The organism is Glycomyces arizonensis DSM 44726, from assembly GCF_000482705.1.
GTDB lineage: Bacteria > Actinomycetota > Actinomycetes > Mycobacteriales > Micromonosporaceae > Glycomyces > Glycomyces arizonensis.
This window is the reverse complement of record NZ_AXWO01000002.1, coordinates 189070-215413: the sequence shown is the minus strand read 5'-3', so window position 1 is coordinate 215413 and position 26344 is coordinate 189070. Positions and strand designations below refer to the sequence as shown.

At 71.2% G+C, this 26344-nt stretch carries 24 protein-coding genes; 13 read left to right on the top strand and 11 right to left on the bottom strand.

Annotation, left to right across the window (positions count from 1 at the left end; translation table 11 throughout):
- Window positions 1–103 precede the first annotated feature (103 nt).
- Both H613_RS0103715 and H613_RS0103710 read left to right on the top strand, forming a co-directional pair.
- Complete coding sequence (locus tag H613_RS0103715; RefSeq protein WP_211234689.1) at window positions 104–295, top strand: ribbon-helix-helix protein, CopG family; 192 nt, start codon at window positions 104–106, stop codon at window positions 293–295.
- A complete protein-coding gene (locus H613_RS0103710; RefSeq protein WP_211234688.1) occupies window positions 292–678 on the top strand; it encodes a type II toxin-antitoxin system death-on-curing family toxin in 387 nt (128 codons plus the stop codon). Before H613_RS0103715 ends, H613_RS0103710 begins: the two co-directional genes overlap by 4 nt.
- 58 nt (window positions 679–736) lie before the next feature.
- On the opposite strand, the gene ileS is transcribed toward H613_RS0103710, so the two are convergent.
- The gene (ileS, locus tag H613_RS0103705; protein WP_026922740.1) at window positions 737–3883 is read right to left on the bottom strand and encodes an isoleucine--tRNA ligase; all 3147 of its coding nucleotides are present in this window, start codon (window positions 3881–3883) and stop codon (window positions 737–739) included.
- A 484-nt stretch (window positions 3884–4367) separates the two neighbouring features.
- Here ileS and H613_RS0103700 point away from each other — a divergent pair, with 484 nt between their 5' ends.
- From H613_RS0103700 to H613_RS0103690, 3 genes are read left to right on the top strand one after another with little or no spacing between them, the layout of a single operon-like run.
- The gene (locus tag H613_RS0103700) at window positions 4368–6494 is read left to right on the top strand and encodes an anthranilate synthase component I (RefSeq protein ID WP_026922739.1); all 2127 of its coding nucleotides are present in this window, start codon (window positions 4368–4370) and stop codon (window positions 6492–6494) included.
- A 46-nt stretch (window positions 6495–6540) separates the two neighbouring features.
- Window positions 6541–7014: a hypothetical protein gene (locus H613_RS0103695; RefSeq protein ID WP_026922738.1), complete on the top strand. Its 474-nt coding sequence runs from the start codon at window positions 6541–6543 to the stop codon at window positions 7012–7014.
- Window positions 7011–7364, top strand: a complete 354-nt coding sequence (locus tag H613_RS0103690) for a hypothetical protein (protein WP_026922737.1) — start codon at window positions 7011–7013, stop codon at window positions 7362–7364. The genes H613_RS0103695 and H613_RS0103690 overlap by 4 nt, the downstream gene beginning before the upstream one ends.
- 17 nt (window positions 7365–7381) lie before the next feature.
- On the opposite strand, the gene H613_RS24205 is transcribed toward H613_RS0103690, so the two are convergent.
- Window positions 7382–7990 carry a PadR family transcriptional regulator gene (locus H613_RS24205; RefSeq protein WP_084546303.1) on the bottom strand — a complete coding sequence of 203 codons (609 nt, stop codon included), beginning with the start codon at window positions 7988–7990 and terminating at the stop codon, window positions 7382–7384.
- Between the two features lie 137 nt (window positions 7991–8127).
- Here H613_RS24205 and H613_RS0103680 point away from each other — a divergent pair, with 137 nt between their 5' ends.
- The 4 genes from H613_RS0103680 to H613_RS0103665 all read left to right on the top strand — a co-directional run bounded on the left by H613_RS0103680 (window position 8128) and on the right by H613_RS0103665 (window position 11533).
- Window positions 8128–9000: an SDR family NAD(P)-dependent oxidoreductase gene (locus tag H613_RS0103680; RefSeq protein WP_026922736.1), complete on the top strand. Its 873-nt coding sequence runs from the start codon at window positions 8128–8130 to the stop codon at window positions 8998–9000.
- A 93-nt stretch (window positions 9001–9093) separates the two neighbouring features.
- Window positions 9094–9672, top strand: coding sequence for a dihydrofolate reductase family protein (locus H613_RS0103675; RefSeq protein WP_026922735.1), 579 nt, complete (start codon window positions 9094–9096; stop codon window positions 9670–9672).
- A gap of 67 nt (window positions 9673–9739) precedes the next feature.
- Window positions 9740–10645 carry a 2-hydroxyacid dehydrogenase gene (locus H613_RS0103670; protein WP_026922734.1) on the top strand — a complete coding sequence of 302 codons (906 nt, stop codon included), beginning with the start codon at window positions 9740–9742 and terminating at the stop codon, window positions 10643–10645.
- Between the two features lie 39 nt (window positions 10646–10684).
- The gene (locus tag H613_RS0103665; RefSeq protein ID WP_026922733.1) at window positions 10685–11533 is read left to right on the top strand and encodes a hypothetical protein; all 849 of its coding nucleotides are present in this window, start codon (window positions 10685–10687) and stop codon (window positions 11531–11533) included.
- Window positions 11534–11539: 6 nt separating this feature from the next.
- Here H613_RS0103665 and H613_RS0103660 read toward each other — a convergent pair whose 3' ends face one another.
- Together H613_RS0103660 and ndk are read right to left on the bottom strand one after the other, a co-directional pair.
- Window positions 11540–11905 (bottom strand): tRNA-binding protein, encoded by a 366-nt coding sequence (locus tag H613_RS0103660; RefSeq protein WP_051392938.1) that lies wholly within the window; start codon window positions 11903–11905, stop codon window positions 11540–11542.
- Between the two features lie 321 nt (window positions 11906–12226).
- Window positions 12227–12634, bottom strand: coding sequence for a nucleoside-diphosphate kinase (gene ndk / locus H613_RS0103655; RefSeq protein WP_026922731.1), 408 nt, complete (start codon window positions 12632–12634; stop codon window positions 12227–12229).
- A 192-nt stretch (window positions 12635–12826) separates the two neighbouring features.
- Between ndk and H613_RS28870 the strand changes: the two genes are divergently transcribed.
- Complete coding sequence (locus H613_RS28870) at window positions 12827–14092, top strand: VOC family protein (RefSeq protein WP_156925804.1); 1266 nt, start codon at window positions 12827–12829, stop codon at window positions 14090–14092.
- A gap of 22 nt (window positions 14093–14114) precedes the next feature.
- Here the strand turns inward: H613_RS28870 and H613_RS0103645 are convergent, their stop codons facing one another.
- The 7 genes from H613_RS0103645 to H613_RS24190 form a co-directional block, all read right to left on the bottom strand.
- Complete coding sequence (locus tag H613_RS0103645) at window positions 14115–14636, bottom strand: GNAT family N-acetyltransferase (protein ID WP_026922729.1); 522 nt, start codon at window positions 14634–14636, stop codon at window positions 14115–14117.
- Complete coding sequence (locus H613_RS0103640) at window positions 14633–14995, bottom strand: DUF4233 domain-containing protein (protein WP_026922728.1); 363 nt, start codon at window positions 14993–14995, stop codon at window positions 14633–14635. Before H613_RS0103640 ends, H613_RS0103645 begins: the two co-directional genes overlap by 4 nt.
- Complete coding sequence (locus H613_RS0103635; protein ID WP_026922727.1) at window positions 14988–16325, bottom strand: bifunctional folylpolyglutamate synthase/dihydrofolate synthase; 1338 nt, start codon at window positions 16323–16325, stop codon at window positions 14988–14990. The genes H613_RS0103640 and H613_RS0103635 overlap by 8 nt, the downstream gene beginning before the upstream one ends.
- Before the next feature lie 52 nt (window positions 16326–16377).
- Window positions 16378–18996: a valine--tRNA ligase gene (locus tag H613_RS0103630; RefSeq protein WP_051392907.1), complete on the bottom strand. Its 2619-nt coding sequence runs from the start codon at window positions 18994–18996 to the stop codon at window positions 16378–16380.
- 3 nt (window positions 18997–18999) lie between these two features.
- Window positions 19000–19959, bottom strand: coding sequence for a methylmalonyl Co-A mutase-associated GTPase MeaB (meaB, locus tag H613_RS24195; RefSeq protein WP_051392906.1), 960 nt, complete (start codon window positions 19957–19959; stop codon window positions 19000–19002).
- Window positions 19959–21116 (bottom strand): acetyl-CoA C-acyltransferase, encoded by a 1158-nt coding sequence (locus H613_RS0103620; RefSeq protein ID WP_026922725.1) that lies wholly within the window; start codon window positions 21114–21116, stop codon window positions 19959–19961. The genes meaB and H613_RS0103620 overlap by 1 nt, the downstream gene beginning before the upstream one ends.
- A gap of 114 nt (window positions 21117–21230) precedes the next feature.
- Window positions 21231–22379 (bottom strand): RNA-guided endonuclease InsQ/TnpB family protein, encoded by a 1149-nt coding sequence (locus H613_RS24190; RefSeq protein ID WP_051392905.1) that lies wholly within the window; start codon window positions 22377–22379, stop codon window positions 21231–21233.
- 63 nt (window positions 22380–22442) lie between these two features.
- Here H613_RS24190 and mce point away from each other — a divergent pair, with 63 nt between their 5' ends.
- The 3 genes from mce to H613_RS0103600 all read left to right on the top strand — a co-directional run bounded on the left by mce (window position 22443) and on the right by H613_RS0103600 (window position 26338).
- Complete coding sequence (gene mce, locus H613_RS0103610; protein ID WP_026922724.1) at window positions 22443–22886, top strand: methylmalonyl-CoA epimerase; 444 nt, start codon at window positions 22443–22445, stop codon at window positions 22884–22886.
- A gap of 185 nt (window positions 22887–23071) precedes the next feature.
- The gene (locus tag H613_RS0103605; protein ID WP_026922723.1) at window positions 23072–24283 is read left to right on the top strand and encodes a coiled-coil domain-containing protein; all 1212 of its coding nucleotides are present in this window, start codon (window positions 23072–23074) and stop codon (window positions 24281–24283) included.
- Window positions 24284–24442: 159 nt separating this feature from the next.
- Window positions 24443–26338 (top strand): hypothetical protein, encoded by a 1896-nt coding sequence (locus H613_RS0103600; RefSeq protein WP_026922722.1) that lies wholly within the window; start codon window positions 24443–24445, stop codon window positions 26336–26338.
- Window positions 26339–26344: the final 6 nt, after the last annotated feature.

The window sequence follows — 26344 nt, the reverse complement described above, 5'->3', positions numbered from 1 at the left end:
TGGCGCCGCCGGGCCTCGGCACTACGCCTGAAACGGCACGCCAGCGAACAGGCGAAATAAGTCAATACCAAGGAATATCACGCGGTATCATTACCGTATGGCCATGACGTTGAGACTCTCAGAAGAAGACGACCGCATGCTCACCGAGCGGGCCGCCAAGGAGCACCGCTCCAAGCACGAGCTCGCGGTGGAGGCCATCCACGGCTTCCTGACCGAGCGGCAGCGCCGGTTCGACGACCTGCTCGCGCGCAGCTTGGAAGAAGACAGCGAGCTGCTGGATCGGCTCGCCAAGTGATCTACTACCTCGATCTCGATGACCTGATCAAGATCGCCAAAGTGGTCACCGGAACCGAACGGCCCCCAGTGCGCGACTGGGGTCTGCTCGAGTCGGCTCTCGCCCGGCCCCGGGCCGCAGCGTTCGGTGTGGAGGCGTACACGGAACTGCACGAGAAGGCCGCCGCACTGCTGCATTCGCTCGCGCGGAACCACGCGATGGTGGACGGCAACAAGCGTCTCGCGTATCTGGGGACCAAGCTGATGTTCGGCATGAACGGGCTCCACCTCAAGGTCCCCTCGCCCGAAGAAGGCGATGACTTCATACGTGCCGTGGCTCAAGGCGACCACGAGGTCCCCGAGATCGCCAAGGTGCTCGCGGGTTGGACCGCTCCGCTCGAATAGCACGAACCCACAGCGAGGGCCCGGCGGCTGGCGCCGCCGGGCCCTCGCTGTGTCGGTCCTACCGTTTGCGGACGGCGGCCTTGACCGTTCGGCCGTCTCCGGCGTCGCCGGTGGTGGCCTCGGGCGGGAGGTCCGCGAAGGACAGCTCCAGGGCGAGCGTCTCGCCCTTCACGAAGTCGGCGTGGGTCTCCACGGCGGCGCGCACGTCGGCGTCGGCGTCGACGGTGACCGCGACGCGGTCGCTGACGTCCAGGTCGGCGTCCTTGCGGGCCTGCTGGACGACGCGGACCACGTCGCGGGCCAGGCCTTCGGCGGCCAGCTCCGGGGTGACCTCGGTGTCGAGCACCAGGACGCCGGTGTCGTTCGGCAGCGCCTCGGTGTGCTCGGCGTCGACCGCCACCAGGGTCAGCTCGTACTCGCCGTCCTCCAGGACCACGCCTCCGGCGGTGACGACGCCGTCCTCGGCGGTCCAGTCGCCGGTCTTGACGGCCTTGATGACCCGCTGCACGTCCTTGCCGAGCCGGGGCCCGAGGACCCTGGGCACGAGCTTGAGGTCCGCCTTGCAGTAGGCGTCGACGTCCGAGTCGAACTCGACGGCCTTGACGTTCAGCTCGTCCCGCAGCAGCCCCGCGAACGGTTCGAGGCGTTCGGCGTGGCCGGTGGCGACGGTGACCTTGGCCAGCGGCAGGCGCACGCGCAGTTTGCGGGCCTTGCGCATGAACAGACCGACCGAGGCGATCTCGCGCACCGCGTCCATGCCCTCGACAAGGGCGCGGTCGGAGGGCAGGTCGTCGGCCGAGGGCCAGTCGACCAGGTGCACCGAGCGCCCGCCGGTCAGGCCGCGCCAGATGTCCTCGGTGATGAGCGGCAGCAGCGGCGCGGCCACCTCGCACGCGGTCTTGAGGGCCGTGGCGAGGGTGGCGAAGCCGTCGGTGTCGCCCTCCCAGAAGCGGTCGCGGGAGCGGCGCACGTACCAGTTCGTGAGCGACTCCAGGTAGGCGCGGAACGCGGCCGTCGCACCGGCGAGGTCGTAGGCGTCCATGGCCTCGGTGGCGGTCTCGACGAGCTCGCGGGTCTTCGCGAGCAGGTACTTGTCGAGCCGGTGCTCGCTGGCGAGCGCGGCGGCGCGGGCCTGGTCGGGCGTGGCCTCGTAGCCGGCGGCGCCGGCGTAGAGCGTGTAGAAGTACCACACGTTCCACAGCGGCAGGACGACCTGGCGCACCGCGTCGCGGAAGCCGGACTCGGTGACGGGCATGTCGCCGCCGCGCAGCACCGGCGAGGCCACGAGGAACCAGCGCATCGCGTCGGAGCCGTACTCCTCGAACGACTCGCGCACGTCCGGGTAGTTCCGCAGCGACTTGGACATCTTCTGGCCGTCGGCGCCGAGCAGCGTCCCGTGGACCAGGGCGGTGCGGAACGCGGGCCGGTCGAACAGGGCGGTCGCCAGGACGTGCAGCAGGTAGAACCAGCCGCGGGTCTGGGCGGTGTACTCGACGATGAAGTCGCCCGGGTAGTGGTCCTCGAACCAGTCGGCGTTCTCGAACGGGTAGTGGACCTGCGCGAACGGCATGGAGCCGGACTCGAACCAGCAGTCGAGGACCTCGGGGACGCGGCGCATGGTCGACTTCCCGGTCGGGTCGTCCGGGTTCGGCCGGGTCAGCTCGTCGATCGCGGGCCGGTGCAGGTCGGTGACCTCGACTCCGAAGTCGCGTTCGAGTTCGGCGAGGGACCCGTAGACGTCGACGCGCGGATGGGCGGGGTCGTCGGAGACCCACACCGGGATCGGCGCGCCCCAGAAGCGGTTGCGGCTGATGTTCCAGTCGCGGGCATTGGCGAGCCACTTGCCGAACTGGCCGTCCTTGATGTGCGAGGGGGTCCAGTCGATCTCCTGGTTGAGCTCGACCATGCGGTCGCGGAACTGCGTGACGGCCACGAACCACGCCGAGAGGGCGCGCTGGATCAGCGGCGAGCCGCAGCGCCAGCAGTGCGGGTAGTTGTGGTTGTAGGTGTCGTGGCGCAGCAGGCGCTCGGTGGCCTTGAGGTCCTTGATGATCGCCTTGTTGGCGTCGAAGACGTGCATGCCGGCGTAGGGCGGGACCTCCTCGGTGAAACGGCCGGATTCGTCGACGGGCACGACCGGTTCGATCCCGGCGGCGTCGGTGACGAGCTTGTCCTCCTCGCCGAAGGCGGGGGCGATGTGGACGACGCCGGTGCCGTCCTCGGTGGTGACGTAGTCGGCGGCGAGGACGCGGTGGGCGCCTTCGCGGCCGGTGAAGAAGTCGAACGGCGGGTGGTAGCGCAGGCCGACGAGGTCGGCGCCCTTGTGGCGGCTGAGGACCTGCGGCTCGTCGCCGAGTTCGCGGGCGTAGGCGGCGAGGCGCGCCTCGGCGAGGAGGTAGCGGGCGCCTTCGGCCTCGACCACGACGTAGTCCACCTCGGGGTGGACGGCGGCGGCGAGGTTCGAGGGCAGCGTCCAGGGCGTGGTGGTCCACACCAGGAGCTTGACGCCGCCCAGCGGGCCGTCGTCTGCGACGTCGATGCCGACGGTGACGGCCGGGTCCTGCCGGTCCTTGTAGGTGTCGTCCATCTTGGTCTCGGTGGCGGCCAGCGGCGTCTCGCAGCGCCAGCAGTACCACAGGACGCGGTAGCCCTCGTAGACCAGGCCCTTGTCGTACAGGGACTTGAAGGCCCACATGACGCTCTCCATGTAGGGGAGGTCGAGGGTCTTGTAGTCGTTGCCGAAGTCGACCCAGCGGGCCTGGCGGGTGACGTAGTCCTCCCACTCGCCGGTGAACTGGAGCACCGAGGCGCGCGCGGCGGCGTTGAAGCGGTCGACGCCGTACTCCTCGATGTCGGCCTTGGACTTGAGGCCGAGCTCGCGCTCGGTGGTGACCTCGACGGGCATGCCGTGGGTGTCCCAGCCGAAGCGGCGTTCGACGCGGCGCCCGCGCATGGTCTGGTAGCGCGGCACGATGTCCTTGACGTAGCCGGTGAGGAGGTGCCCGTAGTGGGGCAGGCCGTTGGCGAACGGCGGGCCGTCGTAGAAGACGAACTCGCCCGCTCCTTTGTCGCCGGCCTCGCGGCGCTCGATGGAGGCGTTGAAGGTGTCGTCTTTGGCCCAGAAGTCGAGGACGCGGCGTTCGACCTCGGGCAGGTTCGGGCTCGCCGGCACGCCCCGTCGGGGGTCGTCGAGTGGATAGGCCATGGGCTCGGTGTCTCCGTCTCCTCGTCACACCTGATGGTTATGCGGTGTGCGAGGACGAACGCCGTGCCCGGTGAGGGCAGTGGTCCGCGGTACCACCTCGCTTGGCGCGCCGCAGGGGCGCGCCCGCTCGATTCGGCGGCGGTGACGGGCCGCGTCCGTCCGGGTCTAGTGGGGCTCCGCCAATGTACGGCTTCGCGTGCTCCGCCGTGGTGGGCCTGTTCTTCCGGAAGCTCGCCGGTGATGGCCGGGTCGGTGCTTTGCGTCCAAGTGTAACGCCGCTCGAAAGGAGGCTCCCACCGGTTTTCGCCCCGCCCTGGGGGCATGTAAGATCGGCCACGTGAATATTCACGTGCGTAGCTGGTGGTGGCGTCGCTGAGGCGGCGTCGGTGCTCCTGCGTGCAGTAAGCAAGCGACCGCCTCGATGGCGGTCGCTTCGTCGTATCCGGGGTCGGCCGCCGCGGGGCCCGAATGAGATCGAGGCCGAATGAACACCTTTGAGACCCCTTGCGGGGTGGCGATCCGGCGGTCCGTGGAGGATCTGGCCGACGGGGACCTGACCGAGGTCGTGGAGCGGGTCGAGACCCGCCGCGGCGGGGTCCTGTCCTCGGGCATGGAGTACCCGGGCCGGTATTCGCGGTTCCACCTGGCCTATGTCGACCCGCCGGTCGAGGTCGTCGCGCGCGGGCGCGACGTGGAGGTGCGCTCGCTGAACGAGCGCGGCTCGGTGCTGGTGGAGGCGCTGGGGCGGGCGCTGCGCGAGGCCGAGATCGGGGACGTGTCCGGCGGGGGCGACGCCGTGCGCGTCCGGGTACCCGAGCCCGTCGGGCGGGTGCCGGAGGAGCGGCGGTCGAAGCAGCCGACGGCGTTCACCGCGCTGCGGGTGCTACTGCGGGCGCTGGCCTGCGACGACCCGTACCTCGGGCTGTGGGGCGCGTTCGGCTACGACCTGGCCTACCAGTTCGAGCCGGTCGAGCCGGCGAAGGACCGCCCGGCCGACCAGCGGGACCTGGTGTTGCATCTGGCCGACGAGGTGTACGTCGTCGACCGGAAGCGCGAGACCGCGCAGGTGTACCGGTACGAGTTCGACTTCGGGGGCAGGTCCACCGACGAGCTGGGCAGGGAGACCGAGAAGCGCGCGTATGTGGCGGCCGGGGAGGTCCCCGCGGGGCCGGTGCCGGGCGTGTACGCGGACACGGTGCGGCGCGCGAAGCGGGAGTTCAAGGCGGGGAACCTGTTCGAGGTGGTGCCGGGCCACGAGATGTACGCGGCGTGCGATTCGCCGACGGCGTTCTACGAGCGGCTGCGGGCGGCGAATCCGGCGCCGTACGAGTTCATCTTCAATCTCGGCGAGGGCGAGTACCTGGTGGGGGCGTCGCCGGAGATGTTCGTGCGGGTGCGGGGGGACCGGGTGGAGACGTGCCCGATCTCGGGGACGGTCGCGCGCGGGGACGATCCGCTGCACGACGCGTCGCAGATCGCGGAGTTGATCGGCTCGCCGAAGGAGGAGTCGGAGCTGACGATGTGCACCGACGTGGACCGGAACGACAAGGCGCGGGTGTGCGTGCCGGGTTCGGTGAAGGTGCTGGGGCGGCGGCAGATCGAGATGTACTCGCGGCTGATCCACACGGTGGACCACGTGGAGGGGCGGCTGCGCGAGGACATGGACGCCCTGGACGCGTTCTTGACGCACATGTGGTCGGTGACGGTGACCGGGGCGCCCAAGACGTGGGCGATGCGGTTCATCGAGGAGCAGGAGACGACGCCGCGGCGCTGGTACGGGGGGGCGGTCGGGTTCGTCGGGTTCGACGGTTCGATGAACACGGGGCTGACGCTGCGCACGGCGCAGATCCGCGACGGGGTGGCGTGCGTGCGGGCGGGGGCGACGCTGCTGTACGACTCCGACCCGGACGCGGAGGAGGCCGAGACGCATCTGAAGGCGCGGGCGCTGCTGGAGACGGCCGAGGGCGGTCTGGGGGCGGCGGCGCCGGTCCCGGAGCCGATCGAGGTGGCGGGCGGTCCGGCGGGGGTCGGCCGGAAGGTGCTGCTGGTGGACCACGAGGACTCGTTCGTGAACACGCTCGGGGACTACTTCCGGCAGCACGGCTGCGAGGTGACGACGCTGCGGTTCGGGTTCGACGTCGGCGAGGTGCTCGACGAGCTCGCGCCCGACCTGGTGGTGCTGTCGCCGGGGCCGGGGCGGCCGGGCGATTTCGGGACGGCCGGGCTGCTCGACGAGGTCGAGCGGCGGGGCCTGGCGGCGTTCGGGGTGTGCCTGGGGCTCCAGGCGATGGTCGAGCACGCGGGGGGCGAGCTGTCGCTGCTGCCGGAGCCGAGCCACGGGAAGCCGGGACGGGTGAAGGTCGGCGGAGGCGGCCTGTTCGCGGGGCTGCCCGATGAGGTGACGGCGGCGCGGTACCACTCGCTGTACGCCACGGCCGACCAGGTGCGGGGCGATTTCGCGCCGACGTCGGCGATCGGCGAGGTGGTGATGTCGATCGAGGCGCCGGGGAAGCGCTGGTTCGGCGTCCAGTTCCACCCGGAGTCGATCCTGACGGCGGCCGGGGCGCACGGCCACCGGATCATCGGCAACGTGCTGCGCTTGACGGCCTGAGCGGCATCCCTGGCGCGCGGGCGTACTTCCACGGTAGTGTGGAGGTATGTCCGCGCAGTATGCCGAGATGCCGTTCTCGGAGTTCCTCCACAAGCCGGCGGCCACCGCCGAGCGCCTGAGCACGCTCGGTGCGATCAGGCTTCGCCGCCGGGGCAGTGACGACTTGACGCTGTCGCGGGCCGATCAGGCCGAGCGCGATGCGACCGTCATCGACTTCACCTCCCGGTTGCTGGCCGGACTGGCACGGTCGGGGGCGACGGACGCCATCCGCGAGGTCGTCCCCGAGGCGCTCCCATGGTCGACGTTCCTGCCCGAAGAGGACATCGACCGGATGCTCGCCGAGCTCATCGAGGTGGCGCAGGGAGCCGCGTCGCTGCGCAATCTCGCGCCGATGGCGACCTTGCTCGAACAGTGGAGGCATTCGGCCGAGATCTACGCGGACGCCGACCTGCACGCCCGGTTGACCGCCGAGCCGGAAGGCGACCTCGGCTCCGTTCGGGCGCCGGAGGAGCGGACTTGAGCCCGAAACGCGGCGACCGTGTCGCGCCGCCGCCGACCGCCGACGAGTTCGACCTCCGTTTCTCCGACACCGCGGCGATCAAGGGCTGGGAGGAGTTGGAGCGGCAGGCGGCGGGGAATCTTCGCCGCGCATGGGAGGATCTGCGCTCGGACCCGCGTTCCAAGAAGCACCCCGGTCGGCAGCACCGGCTCAAGGGGACGCTGGGGCAGGCGGAGTGGAAGGGTGCCGTGTTCGAGCGCTGGCAGTGCGAGGTCACCGGCGGCGGCCGGATCTGGTACCTCGTCGATGACGAGCGCAGGACGGTCTGGCTCGTCTACGCGGGGACCGGTCATCCCAAAGCGACCGAGTAGGCGATTCGCGGCCGCGTTCAATCGGTTCCGAACCCCTTGAGGAGTTCATCGGTTCGCGATGCGAACGGCTCTCCCGCGTCGACGCGGGGCATCTCGCAGGAACGGCCGGACGAGGCGGTCTCGGCCCATTCGGCCCAGTCGGCGAGGGCTTCGTAGAGCCGGATGCCCGCCTCGACGGTGATCCGCATGGATTTGACGTGGGGGGCGTCGCCGTAGTCGCCGCGGTCTTTGGCGGCGGCGACCTGCTTGAAGACCTCGGCCTGCTCGCGGTAGTAGGCGGCCTCGCGCTCCAGGTGCCTTTCGAGGTCGTCGGGTTCCATCAGCCAGTAGAACAGCGAGCGGAGTATCGGCTCGATCCGCATGGTGTGGTCGACCGGCTCCTCGGTGAGCCAGCGGCGCATCTCGGCGCGGCCGGCGTCGGTGATGCGGTAGACCTTGCGGCCGCGCGGCCCTTCGCTGTCGATCTCGATGGATCCGGCGTCGGCGAGTCGGGACAGCTCGCCGTAGATCTGCGGGTGCTTGGCGGGCCAGATCGTGGCGAGCTGCTGCTCGAACCGCTGCGTGAGGTCGTATCCGCTGGCCGGTTGCTCGGCCAGGAGTCCCAGCAGGGCGTACCGCAACGACATCGCTTCTCCTTCGAGGTTCGGGCTGCTCGGCGAGTGTATCCGTCGGCGGGTGGAAGGGCGCGTTGACGAGCTCCACGCTTGAATGTATCGTTCGACATGTCACTACTTACATGTTGGGTCCTACTGTTGGAGGCATCATGAACACCACTCCAGCCGTCCTCCTCACCGGAGCGAACGGCGGCATCGGCACCCCGGCGGCGCTGCGGCTGGCCGAGGCGGGCCGCATCGTCTACGCCGGGATGCGCGGCACCGACCGGCACGGCGCGTTCGACGGCGTCGAGCGGATCCGGCCGCTGCCCCTCGACGTCACCGACCCCGCCTCGGTCGCCGAGGCGCTCGGCCGCATCGCCGCCGAGCGGGGCGAGGCCGGGCTCCAGGCCGTGGTCAACAACGCGGGCGTCATCGTCCAAGGGCCGCTCGAACTCGTCCCCGACGCCGAGCTGCACCGCCAGTTCGACGTCAACGTCTTCGGCCCGGTCCGCGTCATCCGGGCCGCGCTGCCGCTGCTGCGCGCAGGCCGGGGCCGAATCGTCAACGTCGGCGCCCCGACCGCCTACGTCCCGGTCCCGTTCCACGCGCCCATCGCGGCGAGCAAGGCCGCGCTGCACGCGATGACCACGGCGCTGCGCACCGAACTGGCCGCCTGGGACCTCCCGGTCACGGCCGTCGTGCCGGGCCTGGTCGACACCCCCCTGTTCAAGAAGGCCGCGGAGGCGCGGCGGGCGGTCGCGATCGACCCGGACCGGGCCGCGCTCTACCGCGAGCAGCTCGCCGCGGTGAAGCGGGCGGAGTCGGGGCAGCGGGCCGCACCGCCGGACCGCGCCGCCGAGGCCATCGTGGAGGCGGTGACCGCCCGGCGCGTCAAGGCGCGCTACTTCGGCGGGTCCGACGCGCGCACGATGGTCACGCTCGTGGCGAAGCTGCCCGCCGGGCTGCGGGAGCGCCTGATCGCGCGCGTCCTCGGCGTGCGGGGCGTCAAGGCGCCGACGACGGTGGCGCCCGCGTCCTGACGCGGGGCGGGGCGCGTGCGTCCCGCCCCGCGCTGTCGGTGCCTCGTGTTGTCGGTGCCTCGTGTTGTCGGTGCCCTGTGGTTGGGTGGGCCGATGGCGAACACGATCTACAACACCGCGACGAGCCTCGACGGCTACATCGCCGACTCCGGCAACTCGCTCGAGTGGCTCTTCGGCGTCGAGGGCGGCCATCCGGACGATCCCGCGGCGGAGGAGGGCCCGCTGGACGAGTTCGGCGATTTCATGGCGGGCGTCGGCGCGGTCTGCATGGGCGCGACCACCTACGAGTGGATCGTCGACCACGAGCGATTGGTCGACGAGCCGGGCAAGTGGCCGTACGAGCAGCCGACGTGGGTGTTCACGCACCGCGAGCTGCCGCTCGTCCCCGGCGCCGACCTCCGCTTCGTCTCCGGCGACGTCGCGCCGGTCCACGCCGAGATGGCCGAGGCGGCGGGCGGGAAGGACCGGTGGATCGTCGGCGGCGGCGAGCTCGTCGGGCAGTTCTTCGACGCCGGGCTCCTCGACCGGATCGTGCTGAGCGCGGCGCCGGTCTTCCTCGGCGGCGGCGCGCCGCTGCTGCCCAGGCGGATCCTGTCCGACCGGCTCGAACTGGTCGAGGCCAGGGCCGCGGGGCAGTTCGCCTCGCTCACCTACCGGGTGCGGCAGGCCTGAGGCGGGGGCCGTCACCCGCGCGCGGACCATGGACGGCGGCGGAGCCCGGGAATCCTACGATGAGCCCGTGAAAGTCTGGATTTCCCACGCGGACGCCCTGCCGTTCCTCGGCGCCCTCCCCGATGGCGTCGATGTCGAGGTCTGGGACGGCGGCGAGTACCCCTCCGACCCGGCCGACGTCGAGTTCTGGGTGCCGCCCTCGCTCAGGCAGGACCCGGTCGAGGTGGTCAGAGCCATGCCCGCGCTGCGGGTGGTGCAGCTGCTCAGCGCGGGCGCCGAGGTGTGGGTGCCGCACGTGCCGGACGGCGTGGCGCTGTGCGACAACCGGGGCGCGCACACCGAGGTCACCGCCGAATGGGTCGCCGCCGCGACCCTGGCGTCGGTGCGCGAGCTGGACTTCTTCGCGCGCAAGCAGGCCGAGCACGAGTGGTCCCCGAGGCTGACCGGGACGCTGTCGGGCCGGACGGCGCTCATCGTCGGCGCCGGTTCGATCGGCGAGTCCGTCGCGCGGCGTTTCGAGGCCTGCAACGTGACCGTCGCGAAGATCGCGCGCACGGCCCGGCCCGGCGTCGGGACGCTCGCCGACCTGCCCGAGCTGCTCCCAGCGGCCGACGTCGTGGTCATCATCGTGCCGCTCACGCCCGAGACCGAGGGCATGGTGGACGCGGGCTTCCTGACGCGCATGAAGGACGGGGCGCTGCTGGTCAACGCCGCCCGCGGCAAGGTCGTCGATACCGGCGCCCTCACCGCCGAGGTCGCCTCGGGGCGGCTGCGCTGCGCGCTGGACGTCACCGAGCCCGAACCGCTGCCCGCCGAGCATCCGCTGTGGGGCCTTGAGGGCGCGCTCATCACCCCGCACGCCGGCGGCGCGGTCGAAGGGCTCCTGGAGCGGTGCTATCCGCCGGTGGGCGACCAGATCCGGCGTCTGGCGGCCGGGGAGCCGCTCGCGAACGTGGTCGAGCACGGCTACTGACCCGGGTCGGGCGGGCGCGCCGCGGCTACCATCGAGGGCATGAGCTTCCCCACGGCATCGCCGCACGACGTGCCGCCGGACGCGGCGCGCGACCGGCAGTGGGAGTGGCACGCGCCGCAGACGATGTCTGAGCGGGCGGCGCCCGAGCCGGTGGAGGCGAAGCCGGGCGGGACACCGGGGCGCGGCGCGCTGGTCGCCATCGCGGTCGTCGCGGTGCTGGCGCTGGCGGTCGCCGGACTGGTCGCCGTGCTCGGCGACGGCGGCTCGCCGGAGGGACCGGCCGCCGAAGGCTGCGAGGGCGCCGACTGCGGGCCCGAGACGGCGACGAGCCCCGGCCCGCAGACGATGGAGATCCCCGACGGCTACCTCGGGGTCGCCTCGCTCGGGGCGCTCACGCCCGCGCCGGGGCCGCCGTGGGCGCCGTACGCCGGGCCCGGCGCCGACGAACTGCTCGCCGAGGACGCGCACGCGCTGGAGATCCAGCACACGGCGACGTGGATCTCGTACCTCATGGTGGGGCGCCTCGGGGAGTTCGGGCTCGTGGCCGATCCGGAGAACCTGCGCGAGGCCGCCGCCGAGATCGTCGACACGTGGGTGTTCGACTACCCCTACAGCGGCACGACGGGGCTGGAGCGGTCGGAGCCGGTCCTGACCGACACCCGCGTCGACTCCCACCCGGCGGTGCTGCTGGAGACGCGCGTCACCTGGGACACGCTCGACGCCTCCCCCGACATGTACGAGGACGTCGCGCTGCTGCTGGTCGATCCCGGCGAGGAGGGAATCTTCCTCGGGGTGGCGGCGGTGCCCGAGTCGGGCACGGCCCACTACGCGGGGGCCGTCGACGCGCTCATGCAGACGACCTTCCGGCACAACACGTACCTGCCGTAGGCCGCCTCAGGAGACGCGCGCGCCGAGCGGGACGTCGGCGTCGGGCGCGAGGAGCACGACCTCGTCGGTGCCCGGGACGGGGACGCCGAGGACGAGGATCTCGGACATGAAGTCGGCGATCTGGCGGGGCGGGAAGTTCACGACGGCGACGACGGCGCGGCCGACCAGCTCGTCCGCGGTGTAGCGGGCGGTGATCTGGGCGCTGGAGCGCTTGACGCCCAACGGTCCGAAGTCGACCCAGAGCTTGTAGGCGGGCTTGCGGGCCTTGGCGAAGACCTCGGCGCGCACGATCCGCCCGGCGCGGATGTCGGTGCGGAAGAAGTCCTCTGCGGTGGTCGGCTCGGTGGCCGCCGTTTCGGGGATCGATGCCATCGCCACAAGATACCGCCGCCCCGGGCCCCAGGGCGCGCGCATTTCGGTCAGGGCCGCAGTGCGTTCGCGTTTCGGGAGAGCGGACCACACGAGTCTATAGCCTATAATCTTGACTTAAGGCTATAGGCTATATCCCGATATGAGATTATAGGATATAACCTATAGACGTGAATTGGACAGTGAGGAGATTCGCCCTGCGGCATGCTCTCGGCACGTCCTCCGTGATGAGTGTGACGGCGAAGGCGCCCTGCGGCACGCTCCCGGGAGCGTCGGTCGGGCGACGAGACAAGCCCCGAGCGGCGCCGTGGTCGGTGTTCGCTGTCAGGCGTTGAACCAGAGGTCGATCTCGCGCTTGGCCGAGTCCTCGGAGTCCGAGGCGTGGATGAGGTTCCGCTGGTTCGACAGCGACAGGTCGCCGCGGATCGTGCCCGCCTCGGCCTTGCGTCCGTCGGTCGCGCCCGCGAGCGCGCGCACCGCCGGGATCGCCTCGTCGCCGACCGCGATCAGCGCGACCAGCGGCCCCGAGGTCATGAAGTCCTTGAGCCCCTCGTAGTACGGCCGGCCGACGTGCTCGGCGTAGTGCGCGTCGGACAGCTCGGCGTCCATGGTGCGCAGCTCCATCCGCTCGACGCGCAGCCCCTTGCGCTCCAGGCGGGCGAGGACCTCGCCGATGAGTCCGCGCTCGACGGCGTCGGGTTTGATCAACACGAGCGTGCGCTGTTCGGCCACGGTCGCTCCTTCGGGTTCTGTCGGATTGCAGTCGGAATGCACGGCTCCGGGGCTTTGTCGCCGCAGGTGCGAGGGCACGGGGCCGCCCGTGGCGCCGTGGGAGCCATCCTAAGCGATGTTGTGCGGTTTGCCGCAGGCACGTAGCATTCACGGTGAAACCCGGTTTCCCAAGTTGTGGATGAGGTGTCGGCGATGCCTGCGAGACAACCACCCCGCCCCGCCCCCAAAGCCGCGAAGGCGCCGAAGAGCGGCGGCGGCAAGGGCGCGTCGAGAGGTGGAGCCAAGGGCGGCGCGAAAGGCGGCGCCAAATCCCGGGCCGGGACCGCGCGCAAGGTCGCGCCGCCGCCCAAGGGCACACCGAAGGGCAGGCAGCCGCTCGGCAGACCCGCCTCCGCCGAACAGCAACGCCAGCAGCGCATCATGCTCGACCAGCAGCGCCGCGAACGCGAGGCGCGGTGGTGGGCGATCAACCAGGCGGCGATGGACAGGCTCCACTCGAGCCAGCACCACTCCGCGGGCGGCGAGGCGATCGGGACGGTCCTCAACGGCGACCGGCGGATGCGCTGGCGCACCTCGCACGCGGTCGGCGCGATCACTTTACTGGTCCTCGCCGCCTTCTTCGCGTCCATGGCCCTTGGGGCCCAGAGCATCGGCGTCGGCGTGCTGGCGTTCCTGTGCCTCGCGGGCTGCATCGCGTTCATCACCGTCGAGCACTCGGCGCGGCGCTTCCCGCGGCCGGTCCCGGTGCCGCCGATCATCGGCGAGCACCGGCTGGAGGACCTCATCGTCGAGGACGACCCGCCGAAGCCGAAGGCCCCGAACGACACCGCGCCGTCCACGATGGAGGCGCTTGACGACCTGTTCGAAGAGTCCCTGCCCGCTCCGGCGGCGCCTCCGGCACCGGCGGCCCCCGAACCGGAGGCCGCCGCGCCCGAACCGGCCGAGCCCGGCCCGGCGCCCACCGTCGCGGTGACGGAGGTTCCCGCCCCACCGGCGCCGGTGCCGCCGCGGCCGCGCACCTCCCCCGAGCGGACGACGATCCCCGACGACATCGGCGAACTGCTGCTCTCCGACAAGGGCCTGGACGACACGGACGTCACCGACGTCGCCGCCACGCTGGTCGTCGCCGACCTCCAGCGCTCGGTCGAGTTCTACACCGAGGCCCTGGGGCTCCACATCGTCGACCGCACCGGCGAGGCCGCGGTGCTGGAGGCCGGGTTCGGGAAGATCCTGCTGTGGGAGCGGCACGACGCGCCGCCCGGCGAGACCGGCGTCATGCACCTGACCTTCGAGGTCGGCGACCTCGACGCCACGTTCGCGCAGATGAACGAGGCCGGCGTCGAGTTCCTGCACCTGCCGCGCACCGCGCTGCTGGGGCAGAACTACGAGCTGCGCGCCGCCTCGTTCCGCGACCCCGACGGCCACGGCCTGGCCATCACCGAGCACCGCGAGCGGTAGCGGCCCGCCGAAAGGGCCGCGGTCAAGTGCCGTGAATCTCGTAGACGCGGCAGGGGACCTCGAGGCGGGGGACGGTCGTGGTGCGCTCCAGGGTCATGCCGAGCTTCTCGGCGACGCGGACCGAGGCGGCGTTGTCGACGTGTATGCACGAGACGAGGCGGTCCATGCCGCGATCGGCGAACGCGAAGCGGATCGCCTCGCGGGCCGCCTCGGGCGCGTATCCCTTGCCCCAGTGGGCGCGGCCGATGCGCCAGCCCACCTCGACGGCGGGCAGGATCTCCGGCAGGAACTCCGGCACGGCGAGCGCGGTGAGGCCGATGAGCTCCCCCGTGCCTGCGAGGCAGACGGCGAGCGTGCCCCAGTCCTGCTCCTCCCAGCGGCGCGTCATCGTCGCGACGGCCTCGCGGGTGTGCTCGAGCGTGCGGGGACTGCCGTCGCCGATGTAGCGCATGACCTCGGGGTCGGCGTTGATCGCCGCGAAGGGTTCGACGTCGTCCTCGGTGAAGGGCCGCAGGACGAGGCGTTCGGTCCGCAGGCGCGTCATCGCTTCGGGGGCTTGCCGAGCTGGTGCTTGACGTACCAGCAGTACAGCCACACCAGGGCGAATACGAGGCCCGCGACGCCGAGCGCCCAGTGGATCGCCCAGCAGGCGATCAGCGCGGCCTGGACGACGGCCCCGGCGGGCCACACCCACGGTCGCCCCGCCATCCCCGCGAGGACGACGCAGGCGACGGTGAGCACGAGGATCACCCACGTGGCGGTGGTCGCGTCGTCGAGGAGGATCCGCATCGGGACGATGGCGAGCAGCAGCGCCAGCGCCTCGAAGACCAGCGCGATCGCGGCCAGGCCGCGCGCGGCCCGCTGCGGGTTGCGCAGGCCCGACTGTCCTGACTGGTCAGCCACGGCGCCCCACCAGCAGCCTCCTGGCGTCGGCGACGGTGAACACCGAGCCGGTGATGAGGACGCCGCCGCCGCTCTCGTAGACGTCGTCGGCCTCTTCGGCCAACTCGATGCCGCGCGCGATCGCGTCGGCCATGTGCGGCACGACGACGACGCGCTCCTCGCCGAAGACCTCCGCGGCGGTCTTCGCGAGCGTCGCCGCGGGCATGGCCCGGTCGGAGCTCGACCGCGTGATGACGATCTCGTCGACGATCGGCTCGAGCAGTTCGAGCATGTGGTCGACCTCCTTGTCGGCGAGCATGCCGACCACGGCCACGAGCTTGCGGAAGTTGAACTCCTCTTCGACGGCCTTCGTCATGGCCTCCACGCCCGCCGGGTTGTGGGCGGCGTCGAGGACGACCGTCGGCGCGGTGCGCACCACTTCGAGCCGCCCCGGCGAGGTGAAGTCGGCGAAGGCCTCGCCGACGACCCCGGCGTCGAGGGCCTTCGGCTCGCCCGCGCCGAGGAGGACCTCGACCGCGGCGAGTGCGAGCGCGGCGTTGTGGGCCTGGTATTCGCCGTGGAGGGGCAGGAACAGGTCCTCGTAGCGCGCCGCCCTGGTCTCGACGGTGACCAGTTGGCCGCCGACGGCCACGTCGCGGGAGGTCACCTCGAAGCCGCGGCCCTCGGCGACGAGCTTCGCGCCGACCGCCTTGGCGCGGCGCAGCAGCGGCTCCATCGCCGAGCGGTCCTGCGTCGAGGTCACCAGCGTCGATCCCTCGTGGACGATCCCGGCCTTCATGGTCGCGATCTCGGCGATGGTGTTCCCGAGCCACTTGGTGTGGTCGATCGCGATCGGGCTGATGACGGCGACCTCGGCGCCGAGGATGTTCGTCGAGTCGGTCTCGCCGCCGAGCCCGACCTCGACGACGCCGACGTCGATCGGCGTGTCGGCGAACGCGCTCATGGCGATCGCGACGGTCATCTCGAAGTACGTCAGGGACTCCTCGGACCGGGCGTCGACGAGGTCGGCCAGCGGCGCGACCTCGTAGTAGGCGGCGGCGAGCCGGTCGGCGGCGATCGGCTCGCCGTCGATGCAGATCCGCTCGGTGACGTCGTTGAGGTGCGGCGAGGTGAACATGCCGGTGCGCAGGTTGTGGCCGCGCAGGAGCCGCTCGATCATCCTGGTGGTCGAGGTCTTGCCGTTGGTGCCGGTGATGTGCACGGACCTGAAGGCGCGCTGCGGGTCGCCCATGAGGTCGAGCAGCGCCTTGATGCGGTCGAGCGTGAAGTCCCAGCGGGAGAACCCGCGGGCTTCGAGCGCGGCCTCGACCTGCGCCAGTTCGGCGTTCATTGTCCCCCTTTTGACAGGGCGGCCGCGTGGGCGGCCGCCCTCGCTGACGGTGTTAGGCGAGCCGTTCGAGCTGCGCGGCCAGGCGCGCGATGTCGGCCTCGGCGGTGGCCTTGCGGGCGCGGATCTTGTCGACCACGGCGTCGGGGGCCTTGGCGAGGAACGCCTCGTTGCCGAGCTTCTTGGTCGTCCCGTCCAGTTCCTTCTCGGCGGCCCCCAGGGCCTTGGCGAGGCGGGCCCGCTCGGCGGCGACGTCGATCGCGCCGGAGGTGTCGAGCGCGACCGTCACCTGGTCGGACACGGCGAGCTCGGCGGTCGGCGTGAAGTCCTCGCCGGGCTCCTCGAGGCGGACCAGGGCGCGGATGAGCGGCTCGGCGTCGGCGAGCCCGGCCGCGTCCAGGCCGGTCAGGGTCGCGGCCACGGGCCGGCTGGGCTTGACGCCCTGCCCGTCGCGGAAGCGGCGGACCTCGACCACGAGGTGCTGGAGGGCGCCCACGCGGCGCTCGGCCTCGTCGTCGCCTCCGGCCGGGACCGGCCAGGCGGCCACGGTGAGCGATTCGCCGCGCGCTTCACCTCCGGTCAGGGAGAGCCAGAGTTCCTCGGTGACGAACGGGATGACCGGGTGCAGCAGGCGCAGCAGCTGGTCGAACACGTGCCCGAGGACGCGGCGCGTCGCCTCGGCGGCAGGGCCGCCTTCGGCGAGGACGGGCTTGGTGAGTTCGAGGTACCAGTCGAACACGTCGTCCCACGCGAAGTGGTACAGCGCGTCCATGGCCTTGGCGAACTCGTACTCCTCCAGGAAGGCGTCCACGGCCTCGACGGTGCGCGACAGGCGCGAGAGGATCCACCGGTCGATCAGCGACGGCTCGGCGGGCAGCTCGCCTTCGACGGTGGCGCCGCTCATGAGCGCGAAGCGGGTGCCGTTCCACAGCTTGTTGCAGAAGTTCCGGCTGATCTCGGCCAGTTCGATCGACGCGGTGTTGTCGCTGCCGGGCTGGGCGTCGCGCGCGAGCATGAACCGCAGCGCGTCGGCCCCGTAGGTGTCGACGACCTCGAGCGGGTCGATGCCGTTGCCCGAGGACTTCGACATCTTCTTGCCCTCTTTGTCGCGGATGAGCCCGTGGAGGTAGACCTCCTTGAACGGGGCCTGCCCCATCGCGTAGGTGCCGAACATCATCATCCGCACCACCCAGAAGAAGATGATGTCCTGGCCGGTGATGAGCGTCGCGGTCGGGTAGAACTTCTCCAGCGCGGGCGTGTCCTCGGGCCAGCCGAGCGTTGAGAACGGCCACAGCGCCGAGGAGAACCACGTGTCGAGCACGTCCGGGTCCTGGACGTAGCCTTCGGGGGCCTCCTCGCCGGGGCCCACGCACACCTGCTCGCCTTCGGGTCCGTACCAGATCGGGATGCGGTGGCCCCACCACAGCTGACGCGAGATGCACCAGTCGAGCAGGTTGTCCACCCACGAGAAGTAGCGCTTCTCCATCTCCGGCGGGTAGATCTTCGTCTCGCCGTTCCGGACGGCGTCGGCCGCGAGCTTCGCGAGCCGCTCGACCCTCACGAACCACTGCTTCGACAGCCGCGGCTCCACGACGGTGTCGCAGCGCTCGCAGTGGCCGACGGCGTGCATGTACGGGCGCTTCTCGGCCGTGATGCGGCCTTCGGCCCGCAAGGCGGCGGCGATGGCGCTGCGGGCCTCGAAGCGGTCGAGGCCTTCGAACGGGCCGTGCGCGGTGATGACGCCGCGCTCGTCCATGATGAGGATCGACTCGAGGTCGTGCCGCTGCCCGATCGCGAAGTCGTTCGGGTCGTGCGCCGGGGTCACCTTGACCGCGCCGGTCCCGAACTCGGGGTCGACGTGCTCGTCGGCGACGATCGGGATGCGCCGCCCGGTGAACGGCAGCTCCACGGTCTTCCCGAGCAGGTGGGCGTAGCGCTCGTCGTCGGGGTGGACGGCCACGGCGGTGTCGCCGAGCATCGTCTCCAGCCGGGTCGTGGCGACCACGATCGAATCCTCGCCGTCGCCGTAGCGCATCGACACGAGCTCGCCCGCGTCGTCGGCGTGCTCCACCTCGATGTCCGACAGGGCGGTCATGCACCGCGGGCACCAGTTGATGATGCGCTCGGCGCGGTAGATCATCCCGTCGTCGTAGAGGCGCTTGAAGATCGTCTGCACGGCCTGGGACAGGCCCTCGTCGAGCGTGAACCGCTCGCGGGACCAGTCGACGCCGTCGCCGATCTTCTTCATCTGGTTGGAGATGCGCTCGTGGTAGGTGTCCTTCCACTCCCACACGCGCTCGACGAAGGCCTCGCGGCCCAGGTCGTGGCGGGAGACGCCCTCGGCGTCGGCGAGCTGGCGCTCCACCACGTTCTGGGTGGAGATCCCCGCGTGGTCGGTGCCGGGCAGGAACAGGGCCTCGGAGCCCCGCATGCGCTCGCGGCGCACCATCGCGTCGATGAGCGTGTGGTTCAGGGCGTGGCCGAGGTGGAGCTGGCCGGTCACGTTCGGCGGCGGGATCACGACGCAGTACGGGTCGCGGCCCGAGTCGTCGGAGGCCTTGAAGCGGCCGTCCGCTACCCACTCGGCGTAGCGTCGCGCCTCTACGTCTACGGGCGCGTACGTCTTCGACAGGTGGGTTTCACGGATCGTTGGCTGCTTCGCTGCGTCTGTCACCCCTCAAGTGTAAGTAGGCCGCCGCGACGGGGTCGACGCGGTTTCGGGGGTGTCGTCCAGCACTCGGCGGGCCGCGGCGGCGACGTCGGTGCGGCCCTCGGCGACGTCGGCCGCGAGCGCCTCGGTCACGGCGTAGCGGCGCCTGAGCTCGGCGTCGACCAGGGCGCGGATCTCGGCGGCGGCCCGGTCGCGGCGCTTGGCCGCGAGATGGTCGGCGCCCGAGAGCCAGTCGCGGTGCCCCGCGATCGCATCGACGAGCTCGTCGATGCCCTCGCCATCCTGGGCGACGGTCTTGCAGATCGGCTGGCGCCACTCGCCCGGTTCGCGCTTGACCAGGGACATCATGGCGCGCAGGTCGCGCACGGTCGCGTCGGCGCCGGGCCGGTCGGCCTTGTTGACGACGTAGACGTCGGCGATCTCGACGACCCCGGCCTTGACGGCCTGGATGGCGTCGCCCATGCCGGGGGCGAGCAGCAGCAGCGTGGTGTCGGCGAGCCCGGCGATCTCGACCTCGGCCTGGCCGACGCCGACGGTCTCGACGATGACGGCGTCGAAGCCGAGCCCTTCGAGCAGCCGCACGGCCCCGCCGGTGGTGGCGGTGAGTCCGCCGAGGTGCCCGCGCGTGGCCACCGAGCGGATGTAGACGCCGTCGTCGAGGGCGTGGTCGGCCATGCGGACGCGGTCGCCGAGGATCGCGCCGCCCGAGAACGGGCTGGACGGGTCGATGGCGAGGACGGCGACGCGCAGGCCGGCCTTGCGCCAGGCGCCGATGAGCGAGGAGACGAGGGTGGACTTGCCGACGCCGGGCGAGCCGGTGACGCCGACGACGATGGCGTCCCCTCCGGCGACGGCGGCGGCGATCGCCGGGGCGTCCTCGGTGTGGTTCTCGACGGCGGTGAGGAGGCGGGCCACGGCCCGGCGGTCGCCCGCGCGGGCCGCGGCCGTCAGAGCGGCGATGCCCATCAGGCTCCCTTGAGGACGATCGCGTCGCCTTGGCCGCCGCCGCCGCACAGCCCGGCGGCGCCGAGCCGCCCGGGCGCGAGCTGGCGGGCGAGGGACTGGACCAGGCGGGCGCCGGAGGCGCCGATCGGGTGGCCGAGGGCGATAGCGCCGCCGTCGGGGTTGACCCGGTCGAGATCGATCCCGAGAGTCGCCGCCGAGGACAGGACGACGGCGGCGAACGCCTCGTTGATCTCCACGACGTCGAGGTCGGCGACCGTGTGCCCCAAGGGGGCGAGCGCGGCGTCGATGGCGTTCGCGGGCTGGTCGAGCAGGGAGTTGTCGGGCCCGGCGACGGTGCCGTAGCCGAGGATCTCGGCGGTGTAGGCCCAGCCGTTCGCCTCGGCGACGGACTTGCGGGCGAGGACGAGCGCGGAGGCGCCGTCGGAGATCTGCGAGGCGGTGGCGGCGGTGATGGTGCCGTTCTCGGTGAACGCCGGGCGCAGCTGCGCGAGCGTCTCGGGCGTGGACTCGGGCCGGACGCCCTCGTCGGCGTCGACCAGGCCGCGCCGGGTCTCGACGGGCGTGATCTCCTCGGCGAGGCGTTCGGCGGCCTTGGCGGCCCGCTGGTGGCTGTCGGCGGCGAAGGCGTCCTGGGCGGCGCGGGTGATGTCCCTGCCGGCCAGGTGGCGCTCGGTCGACTCGCCCATGGAGATGCCGTCGTAGGCGTCGGTGAGGCCGTCGTGGGCGAGGTGGTCGACCAGGACCGCGTCGCCGTACTTGAAGCCGCGGCGCGAGCCGGGCAGCAGGTGCGGGGCGCGGGTCATCGACTCCATGCCCCCGGCGACGACGACGTCGGCGGCGCCCCCGCGCAGGAGCTGGTCGGCCAGGCCGATCGCGCTCATGCCCGAGAGGCAGACCTTGTTGACCGACAGGGACGGGACGCGCATCGGCAGTCCCGCGGCGACGGCGGCCTGGCGGGCCGGGTTCTGGCCGCACCCTGCGGACAGGACCTGCCCGAGGATGACCTGGTCGACGAGGTCGGGGCCGATGCCAGCCCGTTCGATCGCCGCCCTGATCGCGGTCCCGGCCAGATCGGTGGCGGGTACCTCGGCCAGGGCCCCGCCCAGCCGCCCGATGGGTGTGCGGGCGGCGGCGAGGATGACAGTGCTGTCGTTCATGCGGACCTCCGTTGGTCTGACTACCCTCGATCGTTTGGCCTCCCCGTCCCCGAAGGGATGGGACCGTCCGGTCGCCCAGACGGATTTCCTGCTTCGGCGACGGCCGCCTCCACGCTAAGCGCGCTTCGGTCTCACACCGTCTCCACAGGCTGCAACCGCCAGCCCGGCGGCCAGAATGTTCTTCGCCGCGTTCACATCGCGGTCCTCGGTGTGTCCGCATTCCCGTTCGGGGCATGTGAAGACCCGTTGGCGAAGCGGCATGTCCTCCTTCAGCGTCCCACAAGCCGAGCAGGTCTTCGATGAAGGCAGGAACCGGTCGACCGCGATCAGGGTACGTCCGTACCATTCCGCCTTGTACTCCAACTGCGCGCGGAAAGCCGCCCAAGCCGCATCGGCGATCGCGCGGGCGAGCCGCCCGTTGCCGAGCATCCCTCGCACGCCCAGATCCTCGACGCAGATCACTTGGTTTTCGCGAACCAGTCGAGTGGTGAGCTTGTGCAGGATGTCGTGTCGGCGATCGGCGACACGGGCGTGGGCCCGAGCGAGACGGAGCCCGGCCTTGCGCCGGTTGGATGAACCCGCCTGCTTTCGCGACAGGTCTCGCCGCAGCTTCCGAATCCTTTCCCTGTCACGGCGTTCATGGCGGGGATTGGTGATCGTCTCGCCGGTCGACAGCGTGAACAGCGAGGTCAATCCCGCATCGACACCTACCGATTCCCTACGCTCGGGAAGCGTGGGTATGTCCTGCTCGACGAGCATGGAGACGAACCAACGGCCCGCTCTGTCACGGGAGACGGTCACCGTCGACGGCTCGCTCCCCTTCGGGAGCCGGCGCGACCACCTCACTTCGAGTGGAGCCGTGTGCTTGGCGAGTTTGAGTTCACCATTAGTCCAGGTGAACGCGGACTTCGTGTACTCGGCCGCCCCTGTCAGGCGTTTTTTCTTGAACACCGGGTAGGAAGCGCGTTTCTCCCAGAAATTGACGAATGCCTTCTGCAGGTGGCGGAGCGATTGCTGCAGGGGCACGCTGGAGACATCGTTGAGGAAGGCCAAGTCCTGCCGGTGCTTCCATTTCGTCAGCAGAGCGGAAGTCTGAGCGTAGTTGATCCGCTCCCTGCGCCGGAACCATGCCTTGTGCCGGGATTCGAGGCCCTTGTTGTAGACCAGGCGGACGCAGCCCAAGGTGCGGACCAGGTTGTCCTCCTGCTCGGGCGTCGGATAGCACCGAAACCGAAACGTTCGATGCCTGGAAAGTACCGCCACGCTTAAATACTACACTTTCAGTGTGTAAGTAACTCATCCGAGGGAATCCGGGAGATGAAGGCGATGACATTTGCGGACGGAATCGGATTGCGGCGCATCGACCACGTCGGCGTGGCGGTGCCGGACCTCGACAGAGCACTCGACTTGTACACGGGGACGCTGGGCGGCGAGGCCGTCCACCGGGAGGTCAACGAGGCGCAGGGCGTGGTCGAGGTGATGGTCGCCTGGCCGGACGGGGGCGCCCAGGTGCAGCTGCTCGCGCCCACCGGGGAGGATTCGCCGATCGCGAAGTTCCTCGACAAGCGGGGCCCGGGGCTCCAGCAGCTCGCGTTCACCGTCGACGACGTCGAGGCCGCGGCCGCGGCGCTGCGCGGCAGGGGCGCGGCGCTGCTGTACGAGTCGGCCCGGCCGGGCACGGCGGGCAGCCGGATCAATTTCGTCCATCCGAGGGACGCGGGCGGGGTCCTGGTGGAGCTGGTGGAGCCCGCACGCGAAGCGGCGCAATAGGGGCGCTGTCGGGTTTCCGACGCCGGCGCGGACCGCCGCGCCGGGGGCCGTTCGGGACGCCGGTCGAGTCCTGTTCCATTTCAATGAATTCGCCCGATTTGCAACTGGAGTGACAGATGATGAGGGCTCCACAAACCCCTGACCTTGCTGTCGACAGATCGCGGTGCATCTGCAACTATTAGGCCATGTCGCAGCAGCCCTCCAGCAGTACTTTTTTCGACAACGACCAATCCGTGCCGGAATTCCCCGTGCAGTTGCGGGGTTACGACAGGCACCAAGTGGATGATTTCATCCAGAAGAACCTGGCGAAGCTGACGCAGACCGAGCAGCAGCGCACCGAGGCCGAGCAGCGGATGACCGACTCCCAGCGTCGTCTCCGCCAGGCCGAGCAGCGCATCCAGGGCCTCGAGCAGCGTCTGCAGGAGCAGACCAAGCAGCTCGAGGAGAACTCCCGTCCCACGCTCTCCGGGCTCGGCACCCGCGTCGAGCAGATCCTGCGCCTCGCCGAGGAGCAGGCCAACGAGCACCGCGCCGAGGCCAAGCGCGAGACCGAGGGCATCCTGTCGGCGGCCCGCCTGGAGTCCCGCGAGATCACCGACGCCGCCCGCGCCGAGGCCCAGGGCCACAAGCAGAGCGCCGAGCGCGAGGCGACCACCCTGCGCACCAACGTCGAGCGCGAGGTCGCCGAGCTGCGGACCAACGCCCGCCGCGAATGCGAGACGCTCCGCAGCGACGCCGAGCGCGAGACCAAGCAGCTGCGCACCGCCACCGGCCACGAGGTGGCCGAGCTGAAGGCCTCCGTCGAGCGCGAGGTCGCCACGATGCGCGCCACCGCCGACCGCGAGATCACCCAGCTGCGCGCCAAGGCCGCCCGCGAGGCCGAGGAGAAGCGCGCCGAGGCCGCGAAGCTGTTCGCCGAGGCCAAGGAGAAGCGCGACAAGGACCTCCAGGCCCTCGACTTGGAGCTGGCCGAGCGCAAGGAGAAGTCCGAGCGCGAGGAGTCCGAGCGCCACGCCCGCGCCGTCTCCGAGACGCAGAAGCTCGTCTCCGACGCCGAGAACCGCGCCCGCGACGCCGAGGAGCGCGCCAAGTCCGCCGAGACCCGCGCCGAGGAGAAGCGCAGCGAGGCCGACTCCTACGCCGAGGAGACCACGACCAAGGCCAAGCGGGACGCCACGAAGGCCGTCGCCGACGCCAAGGCCGAGGCCGAGCGGCTCCTGTCGGACGCGAAGTCCGATGCCGAGCGCATCACCAAGGAGGCCGAGGACAAGGTCACCGACCTCACCGCGAAGCGCGACGAGGTGCAGGCGACGCTGCGCAACATGACCCAGACCCTGTCGGGCATGATGGGCAATTTCCCGGGTGCGGACTTCGGAGATAAGTCCGACGACAAGTAAACCTGGCGAATCCGCGTTACCGTCGTACATCAACAACGTCAGATAAGAACCATCTGGACGTTAGGTCGACGGTGGAGGAACCACAGCTTCGGCCGCGTCCCGCCGCCCCTGGTCCCTTAGCCGGGGTGGACGGGACGCGGCTCATGTGAGGATGAGCGTATGGCGCGTGACAACAGACTCAGCGATGACTCGGAACTGCTGACCGGTTTCGATGAGGGTCAGTCCATCGACTACGGGTTCGAGACCGCGCTGCGCGGATACGACAAGCGGCAGGTCAACCGGACCCTCACCAGCATGCAGCTGCAGATCGACACGCTCGCCGGCGAGCGGGCCGAGGCGTTGGCGCAGATCGACCGGCTCGTGGTCCAGGTCCAGCAGTTGCAGGGCCAGATCCAGGAGCTGCGCAGGCGGAGCGCGGCCGGCGACAAGGCCTCGTACCGCCACTTGGGCATCCGTATCGAGCACATGCTGACCCTGGCCGAGGAGCAGGCGGCGGAGATCAAGGCCGGGGCCCACACCGAGACTGAGGAGATACACCGGCACGCCGCGAACAAGCTGCGCGAGGCCGAGGCGCAGATCGAGGAGGCCCGCAAGGACTTCGAGACGACCCTCAAGGCGCGGCGGGCCGCGGCCGAGAAGGCCGAGGCCGACCGGCGGGCGATCATCGACGCCGAGATCAACAAGCGCGCCCGCGAGGCGCAGGCGATGGTCGACCAGGCGAAGGAGCGGGCCGCCGCGCTGGTCTCGGAGGCCGAGCAGGACGCCGAGAGCAAGCGGGCCGCCGCCGACGAGCAGACCCGCCAGCTGGTCGCCCACGTGGAGCGGCTGCGGGCCGAGGCGCAGCAGATCAAGGACGAGGCGGGCGTCGCCGCCGAGCAGTCCGTCGCCGAGGCGCGCGAGAAGGCCGACCGGATCGTGGCCGAAGCCGTGGCCGAGGCCGAGCGCCAGCGGGCCGAGCACGAGGCCGAGATGGGGCGCCTGCGCACCGAGACGGTGGAGAACCTCGACCGGTTCAAGCAGGAGACCGAGACGTTCGCGCAGACCGTCCGCGTCGAGGCCGAGAACGAGGCGACGCGCCTGCGCGCCGAGGCGGCCGATCAGGCGACGCTGACGCGCACCGAGGCGGCCGACGAGGCCAAGCGGCTGCGTCAGGAGGCGCAGCGGCGCGTCGAGGAGGCCGCCGCGGAGGCCGAGGCGCTCATCAAGGACGCCGGAGAGCGGGCCGAGCGGCTCACCGCCGAGGCGGACGAGCGGGCGCGTCAGGTCACCGAGGAGTCCGAGCGGGCCGCGCTGCGGCTGTCTGAGGAGGCCGAGACCGAGGCGCAGCGGCTGCGGGCGGAGACGGAGGCCTCCACCGGCGCCGAGCGCGAGCGGGCCGCTGAGGCGGCGCGCAGGCTCACCGAGGAGACCGAGGTCCGGATCGCCGAGATGCGCGAGCGGGCGGCGGGCGAGGCCGAGCGGATCACCGCCGAGGCGAACACGCAGGCGAAGGAGCTGACCGAGGCCGCGAGCGCCGAGGCCGGGCGGCTGCGGACCGAGGCCGAGAACGACCGGCGGGAGGCGCAGGCGGCCGCCGAGCGGGCCCGCGCCGAGCTGGAGCAGATCGAGAGCGAGCGCGAGCGCCTGCTCGCCGACGCGAAGGCCCAGGCGGCCCGGCTGCTCGAAGAGGCCGAGCTGCGGGCCGAGGAGATCGAGGGACGCCAGGCGGAGATCATCGCCTCGGCCGAGAAGCGCGCCGAGACGGCGAAGCGGCGGGCCGAGGAGCTGTCCAGGGCCGCCAAGCAGACCGCTCGGCGCGACTCCGAGGCGATCCTGGCCACGGCCAGGGCGCAGGCCAAGCGGCTCTTGGAGGAGGCCCGGGGCGGCGGTCAGGACGGCGGTGCCGCCAAGGGCACGGCGTCCAAGAGCGCCGCCAAGAAGAGCGGCACCAAGGACGGCGAGTCCGAGAACCGCTCGCGTCCGCAGAACCGCCCGAACGCGGGCCGCGGCAAGAGCGCGGGCCAGGACGGGCAGTCCAGCGACGCCGAGAGCGAGACCGCCAGGGTCTCCTCGTAGCGAGGA